Source organism: Cardinium endosymbiont of Culicoides punctatus, from assembly GCF_004354815.1.
Taxonomy (GTDB): domain Bacteria; phylum Bacteroidota; class Bacteroidia; order Cytophagales; family Amoebophilaceae; genus Cardinium.
This window is the reverse complement of record NZ_QWJI01000003.1, coordinates 58,132-75,789: the sequence shown is the minus strand read 5'-3', so window position 1 is coordinate 75,789 and position 17,658 is coordinate 58,132. Positions and strand designations below refer to the sequence as shown.

The 17,658-nt window shown below is 33.1% G+C and carries 12 protein-coding genes; 1 reads left to right on the top strand and 11 read right to left on the bottom strand.

The features are described 5' to 3' along the window. Positions 1-459 precede the first annotated feature (459 nt). The 6 genes from CCPUN_RS01140 to CCPUN_RS01110 all read right to left on the bottom strand — a co-directional run bounded on the left by CCPUN_RS01140 (position 460) and on the right by CCPUN_RS01110 (position 9,430). Entirely contained in the window at positions 460-1,392 is a 933-nt protein-coding gene (locus CCPUN_RS01140) for an ankyrin repeat domain-containing protein (RefSeq protein ID WP_165941884.1), read from the bottom strand. A 612-nt stretch (positions 1,393-2,004) separates the two neighbouring features. Beyond that, complete coding sequence (locus CCPUN_RS01130) at positions 2,005-3,129, bottom strand: DNA polymerase III subunit (RefSeq protein WP_133281750.1); 1,125 nt, start codon at positions 3,127-3,129, stop codon at positions 2,005-2,007. 1 nt (position 3,130) lies between these two features. Further along, entirely contained in the window at positions 3,131-4,330 is a 1,200-nt protein-coding gene (locus tag CCPUN_RS01125) for a putative sugar nucleotidyl transferase (RefSeq protein WP_133281749.1), read from the bottom strand. 169 nt (positions 4,331-4,499) lie between these two features. Further along, positions 4,500-4,766 (bottom strand): type B 50S ribosomal protein L31, encoded by a 267-nt coding sequence (locus CCPUN_RS01120; protein WP_133281748.1) that lies wholly within the window; start codon positions 4,764-4,766, stop codon positions 4,500-4,502. Between the two features lie 139 nt (positions 4,767-4,905). Continuing rightward, positions 4,906-5,646, bottom strand: coding sequence for an adhesin (locus tag CCPUN_RS01115; RefSeq protein WP_133281747.1), 741 nt, complete (start codon positions 5,644-5,646; stop codon positions 4,906-4,908). Next, positions 5,633-9,430: a baseplate J/gp47 family protein gene (locus tag CCPUN_RS01110; RefSeq protein ID WP_133281746.1), complete on the bottom strand. Its 3,798-nt coding sequence runs from the start codon at positions 9,428-9,430 to the stop codon at positions 5,633-5,635. Before CCPUN_RS01110 ends, CCPUN_RS01115 begins: the two co-directional genes overlap by 14 nt. Before the next feature lie 131 nt (positions 9,431-9,561). Between CCPUN_RS01110 and CCPUN_RS01105 the strand changes: the two genes are divergently transcribed. Then, the gene (locus tag CCPUN_RS01105; RefSeq protein WP_133281745.1) at positions 9,562-10,182 is read left to right on the top strand and encodes a hypothetical protein; all 621 of its coding nucleotides are present in this window, start codon (positions 9,562-9,564) and stop codon (positions 10,180-10,182) included. 127 nt (positions 10,183-10,309) lie between these two features. Here the strand turns inward: CCPUN_RS01105 and argS are convergent, their stop codons facing one another. The 5 genes from argS to CCPUN_RS01080 form a co-directional block, all read right to left on the bottom strand. Further along, on the bottom strand, positions 10,310-12,085 hold the full coding sequence (gene argS / locus CCPUN_RS01100) for an arginine--tRNA ligase (protein WP_133281744.1): 1,776 nt from the start codon (positions 12,083-12,085) through the stop codon (positions 10,310-10,312). A 209-nt stretch (positions 12,086-12,294) separates the two neighbouring features. After that, a complete protein-coding gene (locus tag CCPUN_RS01095; protein WP_133281743.1) occupies positions 12,295-13,797 on the bottom strand; it encodes an Npt1/Npt2 family nucleotide transporter in 1,503 nt (500 codons plus the stop codon). Between the two features lie 186 nt (positions 13,798-13,983). Further along, positions 13,984-14,622 (bottom strand): peroxiredoxin, encoded by a 639-nt coding sequence (locus tag CCPUN_RS01090; RefSeq protein WP_133281742.1) that lies wholly within the window; start codon positions 14,620-14,622, stop codon positions 13,984-13,986. Positions 14,623-14,761: 139 nt separating this feature from the next. Then, a complete protein-coding gene (locus tag CCPUN_RS01085; protein WP_165941883.1) occupies positions 14,762-16,828 on the bottom strand; it encodes a ComEC/Rec2 family competence protein in 2,067 nt (688 codons plus the stop codon). 30 nt (positions 16,829-16,858) lie between these two features. Continuing rightward, complete coding sequence (locus CCPUN_RS01080) at positions 16,859-17,464, bottom strand: ribonuclease HII (RefSeq protein WP_133281740.1); 606 nt, start codon at positions 17,462-17,464, stop codon at positions 16,859-16,861. Positions 17,465-17,658 lie beyond the last annotated feature (194 nt).

Genomic DNA, 17,658 nt, shown 5'->3' with positions numbered 1-17,658 from the left:
AGTTCTTAGGAGTATTTTATTACTTTCTAATTATCAATGAATAATATTTTATCCATCAAGTATAACACAATAACATATAGATAAATACGCCACTAAATTTTTGCAACTCCCCAGGCACCTTTTTTATAAAAATTTCTGATTATTAAATAAAAATATTTTTATCAACTTTGACATGTCAACAAATGTACCACCAAAATTTTTATCGATAATTTTGTATTTCATTATATATCACTCATAAAAAACATCTGTTTTATACAGAATATAGGGTACCTGTGGAGTTCAAAAATAATTGAAAATCATGCTGCTCCGGGAAACAAAATTAATCCTTTTTTTGTCCAATTTTTTCAGTCCATTATAGACCCTGTCTTTAAATAATTAGCACAATCATCGTTATCGTCTTTAATTACCAATATATAACAATCTAGAGGAGTTTTGTTAACTTTACTTTTTGCATCCAAATTAGCTCCTTTCCCCTACCAACATTCTAATGATTGCTAAATTACTACGTTGAGCTGTAATGTGCACATTCAAATTCCCTTCTTTTTTTATAGACGCTTTAATGGCTGCTGAACGTTGAGCTGCAATATGAAGAGGGGTCACATCAAAATAAGCTTTTACATTTACATGAGCTCCATTCCCTAATAATTTTGCAACAACTTGTTCACGATTACCATCAACCGCAATATGTAAAGCTGTTCGATTTCCATACATACATCCTGTTGTTTTATTTATGTCAACATCTTTTTTTATCAATTCTTCAATAATCTCAACATTACCATTTTGAGCTGCCATGTGCAAAGCAGTTCGATGACCAGATTTATAATCTGTTATGGCATCAACCTCTACACCAGCATGAATTAACTCTTTAGCTATCTCTGTATAATTTTTATCAACAGCCATATGGAGAAGAGAATACTTATTTTTATGTTTTTCATTTATTTTAGTTTTTACTTCAGGGTCTTGTAGCAATAGCTCTACCGCCTTTACATGGCCTTCAGAAACTGCCAAATAAAACAATTCAGATTTTGCAATATCTTCCTTATTGAGCTTGATTCCATCGGCTAATAATAACTTTTTAGCCTGCTCCTCTACACTAATTTCTTCATCTTCTTTATGCTCTTTATCATCGATAATATTAATATTAATGCTTGGCGTATCCTCCAACGAATAAGCATCATTAGACATAGGATTAGGCTTAGGATTAAGACATAGTTTTTCATTATCATTGGAAGTAGCTGAAATAGTATCTTGTTGCTTAGTCCTATGAGCGGGTGGTTCATTATTCTTATTATGAACAGTTCCTTTATTATTCTTATTTAATAAAATTCGATTTAAAGATTTCCTTCTTTTATGTTTATAAGGTGATGATGTTTCTGTACAAGAAAAATTCATACTAATATATGCGTATAATACGATTACAGTGCACCATAATAATCTTTTTGCTTTTTTTAAAAAATAGTTGTAGTAGTAGTACATATAATTTTGATTTTAAAATGTTTACAATGAGCTATTTTCAAGCTTTGGAGCTAGTTTTTATAATTAAAAAATGTTTTTATCACTTAGGGATATTTAGCCTTCCGTAAGAAAATCAGCCTGATTAAGGTGAAAAAACTAATATGCATCTTTTCCATATCGATCATTCTTTTATGTATTGATAACCCGTTCAAAAATTGAATAGGTAACTTTTAGAATTTTATGCATAGCATTTATACCTATATCTATCATTTCTGGAGTGCTAAATTTACGAAAAAAAAATTAAAAAACAATAATTCTATAATAGACCTGTTGCATAAGTCCGTTATTTAAATTTTTAGCGGTGGTATACATATATAATGATATCAATATTGGATATTGCAAGCATACATTTCATGTAGATTGTATATCTCAGTGGATTAACCCAGTACAAAAATATGTCCACTTTGTCGATCAAACATTACATAACTGGTAATGATTTAGTGTGTCAAGAACACAAAATACCACGCCGGATGGATACAGTTTTATTGATTATACATTAAAAACATCTACTATCTGAATAGATAGATGTGTATAAATCATTTTTGCATTTGCGTTTCGTTCTAGATAATTATAATTTTCTAATATAAGATATATAATATTTTTTATCTGATTAACAGAAACATTTTGGCTAAATTTTTTAATAAAGACTGCTTCAGTATTTGAAATTTCTTGATAATGGGTGTGATTCAAGTTGTTTAATAAAGTAACTCTGAGCATCTGTAACGTATAAGTAAAAAAAGCTTTCTGTACATCTGTAGAGAGTTTATGAAATGCTTCAGATTGCATGATTAGCTTCGAGAAGCTATTACTATAGCAATTACGCATCCAGTTACTAAATCGCTCAAAGTGATCTGTTATGGGTTGCTCAATTAATTGAAAAGCTTTATGCACATCCCCTGCAGCTAAGAATGCTATTTCTCTATACTGATTTATATCTAAGTTACTATACTTATCTCGTAAAATCTGCTGAATGGCTTCTTCAGAGAATAGAGGGATATGGTGTTGCTGTGTACGGGACTTGATAGTTGGTAGTATTTTTTCACTATCGAAGCTGACCAACAAAAAAACAGTACGTAAAGGTGGCTCTTCTAACGTTTTTAGTAATGCGTTAGCTGCTGTATGGTTAAGATATTCTGGCAGCCACATTAGTACAATCTTATATTGCCCAATAAAAGCCTTTAAACTAAGACGTTGGATAATATTACTGGCATCTTTTTTCGTAATCTGACATTGTTTGCTATCGTAATCTGTTGCAGCAGACCAATCTTGAATGGTTAAAAAAGGATTATCTCTAAGACAATTACGAAAAATGTCCAAACATTTTGACTCTGATTGATTATCATATATAGAACTTAATGACTTTCTGGGAAATATCAGTTGCAGATCTGGATGTGTAAGTTGTGCCATACTGGTACAGGAAGGGCAACTTCCACATGCATCTCCATCTCTGTGGGTAGTACAGTTGAGATAGGTAGCAAATGCCAATGCTAAAGCCAGATTTGCAGAGCCAACGGGCCCTACGAAAAGTTGTGCATGTGCAACTTTATTTATGTTAACAGTTCTTGATAAATTATTTTTCAGTGCGTAATGTTCTGGTATGTCTGTAAACCGCATATCAAATCATAGCTTTGATTCTGTGAATAGAGGTTTTTTTAAATAAACTACAAAGCATATCTCGATCTTCTTTTGAAAATATTTGATGCTTTGATTGCATTAATGTACTAATACGTTTTATATCCTTTTCTAAAACAGAAGTCATAATATGCCCATCCGCATCTCTGTAGATAAAAGAGGGTACATGTTTTTCACATAATTTACCTTCTGTTAGATTGGATGCTACGCCAATCACTGTCCCTGCTTCTAGTGTAACATTAACACCAGATTGGCTGTAATCACCCATAAAAAATCCACAAGATGATAAATGTGTATCTTTATATGTTTCTTCTGCAAAATCCCAAACGGTTATCACACCAGAATTATTTTTAGTAGTGGATAGATTTGTGCCTGCAGCAATATTGCACCATGTTCCGATAACACTATTACCAATAAAACCTTGGTGTTTTTTATTGCTATAACCAAAAATCACACTATTATAAATTTCACCACCTATATTGGAATAAGGTCCTATAGTAGATCCTCCACTTATTTGAGACTGAACTTGTATACAACTATTCTCACAAATAGCTACTGGACCTCTAAGTATGACGCTTTCTTCTAGTTGGACATTTTTTCCAATGTAAATAGGGCCATTCTCTGCATTTAACACAGCCACTTTCATGGACACACCTTCTTCTATAAATATGTTTTGCTTATTATAAGTAACTGTATAAGGATCTAAGATAGGCTGACTCTTACGGTTACCAGTGTACCACTGTAGATCTTTTTCTATTTCTTGTGTATTCAAAAGGAATATATCCCATTTGTTCTTTATCTGAGTTATTTCTCCATAAAATGGAATTTTAGTTGTAACGTAATCAGCAATATCTTCAATTTGGATATGCCCTTCTAACCGCATAGCTATAATTGTACCTCCCCCTGACACCAATGCTTGATCGTTCTTTAATGTTTTAATGGTCTCTAATAATACCTCGTCAGGAAGCATTGTGCCATTAATGTACCAACTATCAGAAGAGATAATACTTGGATCTTTATCACTTAGAGCAGTAGACACGTTACAATAATCACCTGGAAGATGATATTTCCACTTTTCTTCTATTGTAACTATACCTACTCTTATTTTAGCAATAGGTTGTGTAAAAGTGAAAGGCTTTAATGCAATTCGATCTTCTGGAAGATCAAATAATATTACTTTCATGGCTAGAAATACTTTTTTTAATTATTACCAATCCTTCCAAACGATCGAACTGCTTTATATGCCAAATAACCCTAGTGATTTGTAATATAACCCTAGTGATTTGTAATTTTTATACAGTTTCGTTAAACTAGGTTTAACAAATTAGTAGAAAACAATACCAACAAGGTTATTATTTAGCAACCACTTCAGTACTTTTCTTTTTGTATTTTTGATTAAAACGTTCAATTCTACCTGCTGTATCTACGAAAATCTTTTTACCTGTATAAAAGGGGTGAGACACAGAACTTACTTCTACCTTTACTAAGGGATAAACTTTTTTATCTTCCCACTCAATTGTTTCAGTAGTACGTATTGTAGAACGTGTTAGAAACTTAGCCCCACTAGAAGTATCTAAAAAAACAACAGCTCTATAATCTGGATGAATTTCTTTTTTCATAAAAACTTAATGCAATATTTTGTACAAAATCTACATACCAAGTTAAGTAAAAATTCCATACATCTACACAAATTTTTTAATATTTTCTTGAGAATATATTAAAAAGCATACTGCATGGAACTAAGTTTTATTCTAAAAATCAGTTTTTTTCTTCTTTATTTATCTCATCTTCCCACCACAGGTTGGTTACATAATATTTGATCATACTATCCTCTCCATATGCACGCTGTGTTCGTATTTGTAATACGTAGTTAAAAGTTTCTCCAACCCAACGAAAGTCGATTCTATTTCTAAAGCTTCCATAATAGGCCTTTGTTTTATTAATCTTACTCTGAGAATTACCGAATGTACTTAATGCTATGGCATGCGTCATAGCATATAACCCTCGCCCTGGCTTACCAATTTTAGCTATTACTTCAAAAGCATGGCAGTCACTTAGTGGAGGCGTAATACTATGCCAGTTCCCATCACCAGGCACTTCACCAGATGCATACGTGCCCCTACGTCCATGCATACTAATGGATCCGTCTACAGTTAGTTTTTCTTGTGGATTGATGGTTCCTATTCCAATATTCCCATTTGCCTGAATAAATAGCTTGCTCTCCCCCTGTTTGTCTAAAATATTAAGCCCGAATTCTGTAGAATTTTTAGGATATTGCTCGATACTCCAAGTAGGCTTAAAGTCATTTAGATTATTAAAGAATGTTATTAACTTAGAAGAGCTTCCTTTAGGGGTCAGCCTTAATCCGTAATCTTGTGAAATAAGTCCATCATCTTGTTTATGGAACATGGAATCTATGAGATCCTCAAAGTCCTGCTGTGTAGGGATGGATCCTTTTTCAAAATTCTTCTTTATTACCTCTCTACTAACGATTGCCATGGTTGGTTTTAATATATTTTTTGGTTATTAAACAATATTCTTCTAAACTTGGTACAAGTATATCTTCATTGATACATGTTTCGGAATCCTTGTCCGATAACACCGTCCATGGACCAACTATAAAGTCTTCACCAATAGCCATATCTCCTATGCTACCATGACGTAATTTCGCAGTAACATCAAAGTTATCTACGGCAGATATCTTATGATGTTTTGCAGAAACCATAATAGACCACGGATAATTGGCAAATAGATGACCATTATAGTCTGTTACCTTATCTAATTTTAAGTCTGGGGCTTTACCAACGTATTTTAATATAGAAAAATTTCCTATTCCTTCTATATAATTTCGATTGTTAATAAAATCTATAATGTTGGAAACAGCTATATTACCTCCTAGTGGGATGTCTTTTGATGCATTAAACAACCATGGAGAAAGAAAGTTGCATAGATCCTGTTGTAAGGTATTTAAGAACAACCCTTTTTCAAATCCTGGTTTAAATTTAATAGTAGCGTTTACCTTAACATCCTCATAGATTGGATTCACTACTTCAAATTTTATGAATGAAGAGCTTACATGCTGAATATATTCTTTAACATTGGTTAATAATGCTGTACTTGCAATAGGGAGTGTGTCTATAGAGTTATGATCTGCTTTTGGAATAATTACAAGGGTTATATGTCCAGGATTAAGCATATTATGCGTACTTTTTAGTGTATGGTTGATACACTTTACCTGGAAGATTTCTGGAAACTTCTCAAGAATAATTCGCTCATAATCCCAAGAAGATATAGCTCTGTTTTTATGTCTTAAACGCTCACTAACGCGCCTATAAAAGGCTTGATGATTTTCAAACTGTCTTCCATTAAATGTTTTAGAAGGTTGCACTACTAATTCAATTCCATCTATAGGATTTTGTAATTTTTGTATGGTTCCTGGAGGGAGCGTTGGAATAGAAAAAACACCATTTTTATCCATAACTCTTAGTACAGTGACTGCTTGTGTATAGACCCCAACAATAGTTGGTAATGAGTTTACTGCCCCTGTGAATTTGACTCGGATCCAAAACAATCCAGGCGTCATATATGTATTGTTGTTGGTAATATTATTAGGTAAATTAAAAACAATAATACCTGATTTGTAAAATCCTTTTGTTCTATCTACAACAATATTTTCTTGATGAAGTGGCAACCATACATTATTTGATAAATATTGCCATGTAACTTGCGGTCGGTTATCATCTGGATTAAGACTGTTTTCACCAATGGCTATGTGCATAGATAAATTATTGCTGTTTAAGTCTTCTATACCAAAAGCTATAAAGGATGCTTTATCGTCCATAAGCGGAAATAATGTGACAGGAGTAGCTGCTTTCAAATTATTTGGAAATTCCTTTGTATATCCGAATGCATTAAGATGGAAAAATTTATTTAAATATTTTTCCTCTTCTTCTCCAGGAGGAGAGGTTAAATTAATAGATTCTTCTGCTTCATAATCGATCGTAATGGATTGTATACGAGGTGTATATGGTTCATTTATAGTGACAGCTGTTTCTCCTTGCTTCTTTTGAGCGTTTTTAACAAGCATGTCACTCATCAGGGTAGGATAAATAGCATGGCCAAAAGCTTGTTCTGGTCCGCTTAATTGTAGCTTTAAAAAACCAGCTATAGTATTCGGGCTATAAATGGAAACATCAAGAGGGTCATTTGTTTTAGTAATACCCAATCCATTTATATTAATATTATTTATGGTTGTGGTATAATCTAGTTTCTCACTTCCTTTGGAACTTTTAACAACCTGAAAAAGAGATATATATTGTCTATTCTCAGCATAAAATGGATTCCAGTGTTGATGATTTAAGTAAGAGATATTTACTTTAAAATCATCATTATTTACCCTATTAGGATAGGCATCATAATAACTTTTAAATCCTCCCTCTAGCATAGGTAAGCCATCCCATTTGATATCTACTTGTAAACTAGTTAGATTCTTGGAAAAAACTTCTCCACTTCCTATATAAAAGCTGCTATGTGGTTTTGCTAGCGGACCAAATGGTTCAAATATTTGGCTATTATCAATAATTCCTAATTGGTTTTGAAGTACCAATCCTCGATAGTGCTTTACACTAACTTTGAGATCTATCTTTTCAAGTATTAATCCATTTATTATAGTAAGTAGATATAGCCCATAAGATGATGCACTATTACGTAGTCCAATGACAACCGTAGGCGTTTCAGGGTCTGGCATAGCGCTTTGTTGCTCACTAGGCAATTTTGTCATAGCAGGTATTTCTGCATTTAGCGCAATAGTCATGCATAGACTATTTTCTTTAGAAAGTAGCTGACTTGATAAAGCTTCTTCAGGTACGTCAAACCATCCTTCTTTAGTGGTAATTCGTATCCTTGCTGTAGCATTGATCATGCCCATTAATTTCCTCGAGAATTCTATAGAAGAAACATCTTTCTTTTTTGTTCGGTTGAGCAATTCTTGAAAAGATTCGGGCGTAAATTTAAATTTTATATGAATGGTACGTACGCCTTCAGCAAGATGAAACAATGGAGAGCCAATCATGACAGACAGCTGTTCATAAGATTTTTCTAGAGAAGGACTTGCTTTTAGAGGTACAGGGAATACAGGAAATGGAAGCTCTTGCAGCATTGATTTATCATATGTAGCAGTAGATAGTTCTATTGCTGTACTTTCCTCTTTCTTTCCTCTTTTATGAGGCACCAAACTATTTATCTGACTAATTTTAGCTTTATTTATAGTTATATCTCTTTTAGTTTGAAATAGTATATCTTCCCCATTAAATGGATTTTTCGCGACCAAACGTGCTCCACTATGTACAAATGCAAAAGAGTGGTTTGGACTAAGACCAAAATGTACATAAGCTTCATCAGGAATACTAGGGTTATTATTAAACTTTAGTATATGTCTGTAATAATGGTCTAACGCTTTTTGTGGGATATGGTTAAGGTGCGCATCTGCATACTGTAAAAGTTGCAAAAAGGCTATTAATAATGCCATATGGGGAGACTTATTTTGAGACTGTAGTGTGTCAAAATAATCATTAGCAGATAACGTTTTTAAATTGTAGATGGTGTTAAAAATTGCATCAAAAAAATCATTTAAAATATCTATAGCTTGTTCATCATTTAGATCTGGTCCATTCATCTCATTTTGGACAATATCTGATTTCAACTCCCATAGTGATGTGCCATTACATTTTTGATCTAAAAAAGCACAAAAATCTACAAAAGCCTCATTGTAATGGTGTTTATGGTGTTGTTGGAAGAGTTTATATACTCTGCTTAGATGGATATTTATTTCTTCATGAATGATGGTGTCTAATTTAACACGAATAATATCTTCATTAGGAAGATTTTTGTGCCAATATTCTAAGAGAATAATTAGTTCACGACCAATAACTAGGAGGTCTGTGGTATATTCGCTCTCTATAATCCCTGTAGATTTACGTCGTAGGGTTAAAAATTGTTTATGGATACTTTTTTTAACCCTTTCAATATTGGTATGTAAGATTAATGAACGTATAACCGTATCATCCTGTTCTAGAAATTTTCTCCAAATATTCTGGTCAATACGTACATTATTCGTGTCATAATAGGCTAAAAGATCAGAATACAAATAAAGAAATCTTAGGTGATCGCTAAGTTGTCTATCACTTATTAATAGATCATTGTTAACTAATTCAGGTAGTAAACGTTCCGTATGGCAGGTTCCTGCTCTAGCAAATAAAACGTTAGGTTTTTGATGAATATCCATATTAGATTATGATTTTTTTCCAAAAATTTAGATATTATACTTTAAGTGGCGTAAGTAATAATCGCCTTTAATAATATAATCTAAACTAAAAAGTACTTACAAAAAAGTAATTCAGCTTAAAATTTATACTCATGATACCATATTTAATTAGTATTGTTGTCTTTATAGCGACAAATATACCAGCAAATGTTACTGCTGTTTGGAATGAAAGTAATATATCTATGTCTACAACAAACATAAATGTGTTGCAAAGTGCTACTGATATCTATAAAAACACTGTTTTTCAGTCTTCTAATATCATAGAAGTAGGGATTAATCCTATAGTAGATAATGATAAGCCATCTGATTCCTTAGATGAAATACTTAAAAAAGATGCTGATTCAGAAGGTCTTATAGCAAATATTTTGGGTGGCTTATCTCTTTGTTACCATTTTTTAGCTAATTTATTGCTCTATCCTATCTTTTCTTTTCTGTTGTTACTACTAACACTAGGGATTGTTATATTAGGCACTTTCTGGGTTAAAAAAATAAAAAGCAACCAGCCCATGCCGACACATTGGATGATTTTTACTGGACTTTATTTGCTTTTCTATTTTGATCTATTTTTAGTAGTTTTTCAGAAAAGGAAAATTCTTCTTCTTTTTCTAGAGTTAGAAAAAGATCTCTTGTTAATGATTGTTGCAGCAGCTATTGGTTATATAGTGGGTAAGGTATTTTCTAGTAGATCTTTTGAGGAAAAAGAACTTCCTTAGGCATTTAGACCTTTGTGTATAGTGTAGAAGAAAGAATGATTTAGTGTGTTTTAAGACACTATTCACCGTTAATCTGCAAAATAAAATGGTTATTTACGTGGGGTGAAATCATAGTTTCTATTTATTACTACATTTTTGCAGGTAACTCAATTGTCAAAAGAGCCATGCTTCTTTTTAGAACTTTTGCTACACAAAAAGAAAGCAGTAATCTGAAGCTACGTGCACTGATATTAGACGCTCTTAAAATGGGACAAGCTGCATAAAACTTATTATAAGTCTTTGCTAATTCTAGTGCATAATTTGCTATTATCGAAGGGGCATAATGCTTTGCGGCCTCTTCTATTTGTGTAGGCAACATGTAAAGCTGAAAAATAAGACTCTGTTCTAATGGGCTAAGGGGCCTATTGTAGGTGGAAGGTGAGGCTATTGTTATATCACTAGCCTTGCTTTCTAATGAACAAATTCTAGCATAGGTATATTGAATAAATGTACCAGTATCTCCCTGAAAATCAACAGAATCATTAGGATTAAATAGCATTCTTTTTTGTGGAATGACCTTTAATAAAAAAAATTTTAACGCGCCTACTGCTAGGGTATTATGGAGTTTATTTTGTTCTTCTTTACTTAAAATTCCAATTTTATTGGACACCTCAGTATACTGTACAATTGTATCAATCATTTCTGCAATGAGGTTATCGGCATCTACTACATTTCCTTCTCTAGACTTCATCTTTCCACTAGGTAGATCTACCATCCCATAAGATAAATGATGCATTGATGAGGCATAGGGTCTATCTAAAGCATCCATAATAGCAAATAACACTTTAAAATGATGTTCTTGTTCATTTCCTACAACATAAATCATTTTATCAAAATGATAGTCTGTATAACGTAAATCTGCTGTTCCTAAGTCTTGAGTAATATAAACAGCTGTTCCATCTCCACGCAGTAAAACTTTTTCTCCTAATTCATATTGAGACAGATCTATTGCAATAGCGCCATCGCTTCTTTTGTAGAATATTTTTTTGTGAACGCCTTCTTCTACAATTTTTTTGCCTAATAGATAGGTATCAGATTCATAATATGTTTTATCAAAAGCAATCCCTAATTGATGGTAAGTGACGTGAAATCCATCATAAACCCAGTTATTCATTTTTTTCCATAAAGCCATAACAGAGGGATTCCCTTTTTCCCATTCTATCAGCATTTTTTGAGCTTCCTGTAAAATCGGAGGAGGTGTTTTAGTAGCATCTTCTCCATTGCTTTGGATATGTGCCAATTGTTCTTTATATACTTGATCAAATTTCACATAATATTTCCCTACTAAATGATCTCCCTTGATGCCACTACTTTCTGGTGTTTCATTTGAGCCAAACTGCTGATATGCAACCATAGATTTACAGATATGAATGCCCCTGTCATTGATAAGGTTGACTGTATATACTGTATAGCCAGCAGCATCTAATATTTTGGACAGTGCACTACCCAAAAAATTAGTACGTAAATGACCAAGGTGTTGTGGTTTATTTGTATTTGGGCACGAAAATTCTACTACTACATTGCTGTTTCGTTTATCTAGGCATCCATAATTGGGATTCTGCTCAATTTCTGCTAAAACGTTAAGCCAAATTTTATCATGAATAACTAGATTCAAAAACCCACTTATCACATTGTATGAAGATATCAAATCTGTATGGTCTTGTAACCATTCACCTATTTTCTCTGCTAATTGGGTAGGGTGTTCATTACATTTTTTAGCATAGGGAAATACAGGCAATGAAAAGGTCCCTGCAAATTCTTTTCTAGTAATCTGTAAGCCTAACTCCTCTATATCAAGGGATAATTGATAATTGTCTAAAAACGCTTTTTGTAGTACTGATTTAAGTTGGAGTTCTATTTTCATATTATTTTAAAGTATAACAACATGTAATACTAAATAGATATTGTGATCTAATTTATTTTAACCGTTAAACTAGTAGAAAAGAAACGTACAAAAGTGAAGATAATAAAGAAAGGGGAGAATATCTATGTTTTATTTCCCTATTATATTACATAGGGCTGGTGCTTTATGTAAAGCATCAGCCCTATGGTAGAATAAATAAGCATTAGTGCTTATTTACTTGCTTGCATTTTAATAGTTGCTTTCTGTTCTGCTTCATGTTGTCCCTCAGCTTCTTCTTTTAGCTTTCCTAAATTACGCACAGCAATTAACCAAACTATAATAACTGCAATAATGATGAGTACAATTGGTGTACGAATATTAGCAATATCTCCCCCACCAAACGTAGTAGCCATGCTAGTAATCAATATCGATGCCAAACTTTTGCCTAAACGAGACCCTACCCCATCTACAGCTGCTTTTCCTCGAACTTTAGTCTCTTCATCAAGTGGAATATAGACTGCTTCTTTGGTTGGATCAAAGAGAATATATTTAACTGATTTAATCAATACTACATTACAAAGCCCTACCATAACAGCCATATAGGCAGCTGTCGTACTATAGTACGTTTGTAAAAAGGTATCTAACGTACTACCAAAACGTAGAAAAGCAAAGAATAGAACGGTCATTATTAATGCAGTAACTGGCGTAGCAGATGCCGCAAAACTCCATCCTCTTTTTAGTATTGGTGTCGCAAAGAAAAGTGCAACTAAAATAGAAACAATGCCCACTAAAATTTGTTGGTTAGAATATACTCTTGCTAAAAGTGCATTGTCACCTACCATTTTTATATATTCCTGTACTTGGGCTTTTAGTACAGCTTCAAATAGAGCAATGGCTAATCCGTAGCTTGTAACCAATATAGACACATAGATCAAGTATTTAGACTGAGCTAAAAACCTCATAGATTGCCTAAACGACATTTTTACTTTTACTTTTTTAGGTTTTTGCTCAACTTGATAGTATTCCGGATTCGCTTTTATATCTGCAGTAAAATAGTTGTAAACTATTAAAATTAACGTTAGTGCGACAACTACGAACTTGAGACTTTCGTCAAAGTTTTTACCGATACTCTCTAATCGCAGTATCATTCCTGCACTAATAGATCCAAAAGCAGCAAACATACTCAAAAAGGCATAAAAACGCTTAGCTTGCTTTACTCCTGTAATTTCATTTACAAATGTCCAAAATACAACACTAAGTGCAAAAGTCCCAAACGCCTCAGCATTCACATAAAATAAAGATATTGGCCAATAACAGATTGCTTGCCAAAGACCTATAAATGCTGGATACTTCTCTATAAGGAACTTAGAAATGGTTGTCAATTGCAATGTATTTCTATTTGGCAATAAAAAGACCAGTGCAAGTAAGAAAAAACATAAGAAATAGATCATTACAGCATTAAACCTCCCATCTCTACTTGCACTACGACTAATCTTTCCATAGATAATTGTAAAAAAAATCATACTTGGCGTAATGGCTACTGCCTTGAGCCAATAGATAGCTGTGTTATTAGCATCTTTTAGTACGAGCATGTCCTTAAGGGAACGCGTAAGTGCGTAACATAAAGATATCAAGATAAAAATAAAGGCCATTGGTAAAAACTTACGCAATTCACTTTTGTGAATGGGAAACATTCTGCTGCGTATCGGGCCGAATTCTTGTTTTGTACTCATTTTCTTTTTTTAATTAAAATTTGATTTTAAAGTATAAGATATTTTATTCAACTAATTTAGTAATCGTTATTAACGGTCTTTTTGCTTATTCCATGTACAGTGCGCTTTTATCCTTTCTTTTTTACACATAGAAGTTGTACCTATAACGGAATAAGGCATATAATTAATGTTATGGTATATTCATTTTTATTTATTGAAGTGATTGGTTAGATAGTCAGAAATACCCTCTTGTGTGGCATGCATAGCGACATCTCCTTTTATCCAGTTAGCCGGGCAAACCTCTCCAAACTGGACTACATGCTGCCACATGTCAACAATACGAAGTATTTCATCAACATTTCTACCTAATGGCAAGTCATTAATAGCAACATATCGAATAATTCCCTCTTTATCAATCAAGAAAGTACCACGATAAGCAACAGGGATACCCGAAAACACAAGCTGGCCGGATTCATTATAATCCCAGCTTCCTCCTAGCACACCATAATTAGCAGATATTGTTTTACTAACATCAGCAATTAATGGGTAGGTAATTCCAGCAATCCCCCCTTTCGTTCTATCGGTATTTAACCAAGCAACATGCGTTTCTTCCGTATCCGTAGAACACCCAACTAGCGCAACATTCCGTTGCTCAAACTGAAATAATTCTTGCTGAAAAGATAACAATTCCGTAGGGCAAACAAAAGTAAAATCTTTAGGATAGAAAAAAAGAATCACTTCTTTTTTCCCCAAAAATTGTTCTAGGGAAAAATCATCTACAACAGTTCCTCCCTTTATTACAGCAGATGCTTTGAAAATAGGGGCTTTAGTTCCTAATAAACTCACAGATTATATTAAAAAGTTAAACTAATGTAAAGTTAGTGTTTTTTTACAAAAAACATAGCGTCTTTAACTCCATTATTTAATACCTAAACTGTTAGTTTAGTAAAAATTACATTTTATCATATAATATTTTATCTAAAATTCATAATCTTACGCTATTTTCTTCTATAAGCCAGTTTATCTCTTGTTTTTCGTCAGGTTGTAGCCAAATATAGGGTATGCCTAATTTTTTAATATTAGATCGTAAAACATACTGTACTTGATTTGATCCACTACCATATATTATCAATTTTTTAAAAGTGCAAATTTTGAGTAGCACATCTATATCCTCTAGTAATCTTTCCTCTACCAATAAATAATCTACATTAAGACTAGGACCATCCCATATATACCAATCAGGAGAGATATCTTTGATACTAAAAAAAATCTTTCCATGCCAAGATGTTATGAGAGAACTATTATGAAATGCCATATAATCTACCTTGTTATCTAAGTTATCTAAGTTATCTAATTGCAGGTCCGAACATGTTACTTGCTCTACTTCATGTTTTAAATCAAAAGATAATGCATTATTATTGTAGAAAAGCACATTACATTTTTTGCTGGTTGTTATAATGAGTTTTATCTGATCCATAGTATAAAATGCCATGAATAGGTTTATTATAGCCAAATAGCTAAGACGCTTGTATCTAAAAAAAAGGCAGATACAAATGAATATACAATACAGTAAATAAACGGAATGAACATGTATAGATATATCATCTAGTGTACTAAATGGCCATTGCGCAACCCAGGATACAAAAGCATTAGTAATAGCAATGACCTTCGTTAACACAAAACTTATTAACGTACGAACTACTGGGAACCAGCTTACAGCAATTATAGCTATGCTTAGTGTAAGGATAGTAAAAATGGCTGGTACAACCAACCAATTGGCAATAATGAAATAAAAGGGAAAGCGATTAAAATAATATAAAATAAGTGGAATCGTACCAACCTGTGCGGCAATAGATAGCGATGTGGCATTCCATATTTTTTGAATAAATCTGTTTTCAATGGTTAATAGTCGATTAATACGTGGATATAAATAAATAATCCCTAGGGTTGCCATGTATGAAAGCTGAAATCCCCAGCTTAATAAAAAAAAAGGATTCCACAGTAATAAAGCAAATGCAGAAGCAAATAATGAATTATAGGCATTGGAAGGTCTTTGTAGCATGACGCCAAATTTTGTGATAGTAATCATACTAACAGCACGTAGTATAGGTGGTGAAAAATTACATAACCAAGTGTATGTCCAAAGAACAACAAGTACTAAAAATTCTAAAAAATACTGACAACCAATTCTATTTAATAAATAGCTGCATATAAACTGTATCAATAGTAAAAGCATACCCACATGTAACCCAGAAACAGCCAATACATGCATGGTTCCTGTATGGGCATATGCTTGGCATAAAGCCATATCCAGATTATCCTTTTGGGCAAAAAGCAATGTTTCTATAATACCAATCGCTTGTTGTTCCTTTATCTGTTCTTGCAATATGGTGCTACACCATCGACGTATTGCTTCTGCCCCATTTTTGGTATTTAGAAATGTGCAGGGCATAAAATCTTTACCTACTTTCTTCAAAGTATGGCTATAAAAAGGAGGTTTAGGTAAAGAGCAAAAGATGTTTTTGGCATTTTGATGATCATCGAACAGGCAAACTGTTGGTGTGCCATTAACCACTAAACGATCTCCTTTTTTGGGGATGTAGTTAGTTCCCCTAGCAAAAAAAAGGTGTACTGATCCTGTACTATTGTGCCAACCTGCGTAATTTTTTATATGTATTACAGTGGCTTTGCAGCTAAATAAATTATTGGAAGATTTATAAACTTTTTCAATATGCGCATAATACCCTTCTAATGGCTCTATGTGGGTTACAAACTTAGCAAAATGTGTTTGTCTCTTTTCACCTATATGCAGCAATACATTTCCATATGCTATAAGCATAGTTAATAAACCCCCTACAAGGTTAAGTCTAAAAAACGACAACTGGCTTGTACCATATTTAAATCTATATACTACGAAAATAATAAAGTATACCAAGCTAAATAGGCCCACCATACCCAGTGTCACTCCAGTGGATATGGGATATTTCAAAGCCAATAGAACCCCAATTATCCAGACTAAACTCAGACGTAAAAAAGGTAATAGCATATACATAATGTACATGTTTACTTGTCAATAACCTGCTCAATCAGCATGGGGATGACACCTCTTTCTATGATGTAAAGTTATACCAAATACTTTTATAGCCTGTTTATGTACGAGCGTTGAATATCCTTTATTCTTTCTCCATTCATAAGCAGGAAAGTCTTTATCTAACTTATCCATAAAGCTGTCTCTATAGACCTTAGCCATTATATTAGCCGCTGCAACTGCAGCATATATTTTATCTCCATGCACAACGCATTTACATGGAATATCTTTGTATGGATTACATGATCGACCAGAAATTAGCAAAATATCTGGAGGTATTTTTAGTTGATTAATTGCTGAATGCATAGCTAACTGGGATGCATTTGCAATACCAGTTTTGTTAATATCCTGTTGACATACTGTTGCAATCCCCCATGCAATAGCTTGTTGCTTAACAAGTGAAGAGATACGAATACGTGAAGCAGCCGTCAAATTTTTAACATTATACAACTCTTTATCATAAAAATCATGGGGTAATATTACAGCTGCTGCTATAATCGGGCCCGCTATAGCCCTAGCCCCTACTTCGTCACAACCAGCTATATATGGCACATTATAATGCGTATATTCAGATAGAAGTGAGTGATATAATAACGGCATATCCTAAATATTAAATATTTTTGTTAGTCCATTAACCAATAACTGAAATGGCACGTCTGTTCAAGACAAGCTATAATCAGAACGTATTACAAACTTGATTAACTGTTCAAGAGCGGTCTTAACCATTAAATTAGGCACACAAAGAACACATTATATACCTATATATTAATAGAGGATTCGCTTATTTTTGACAG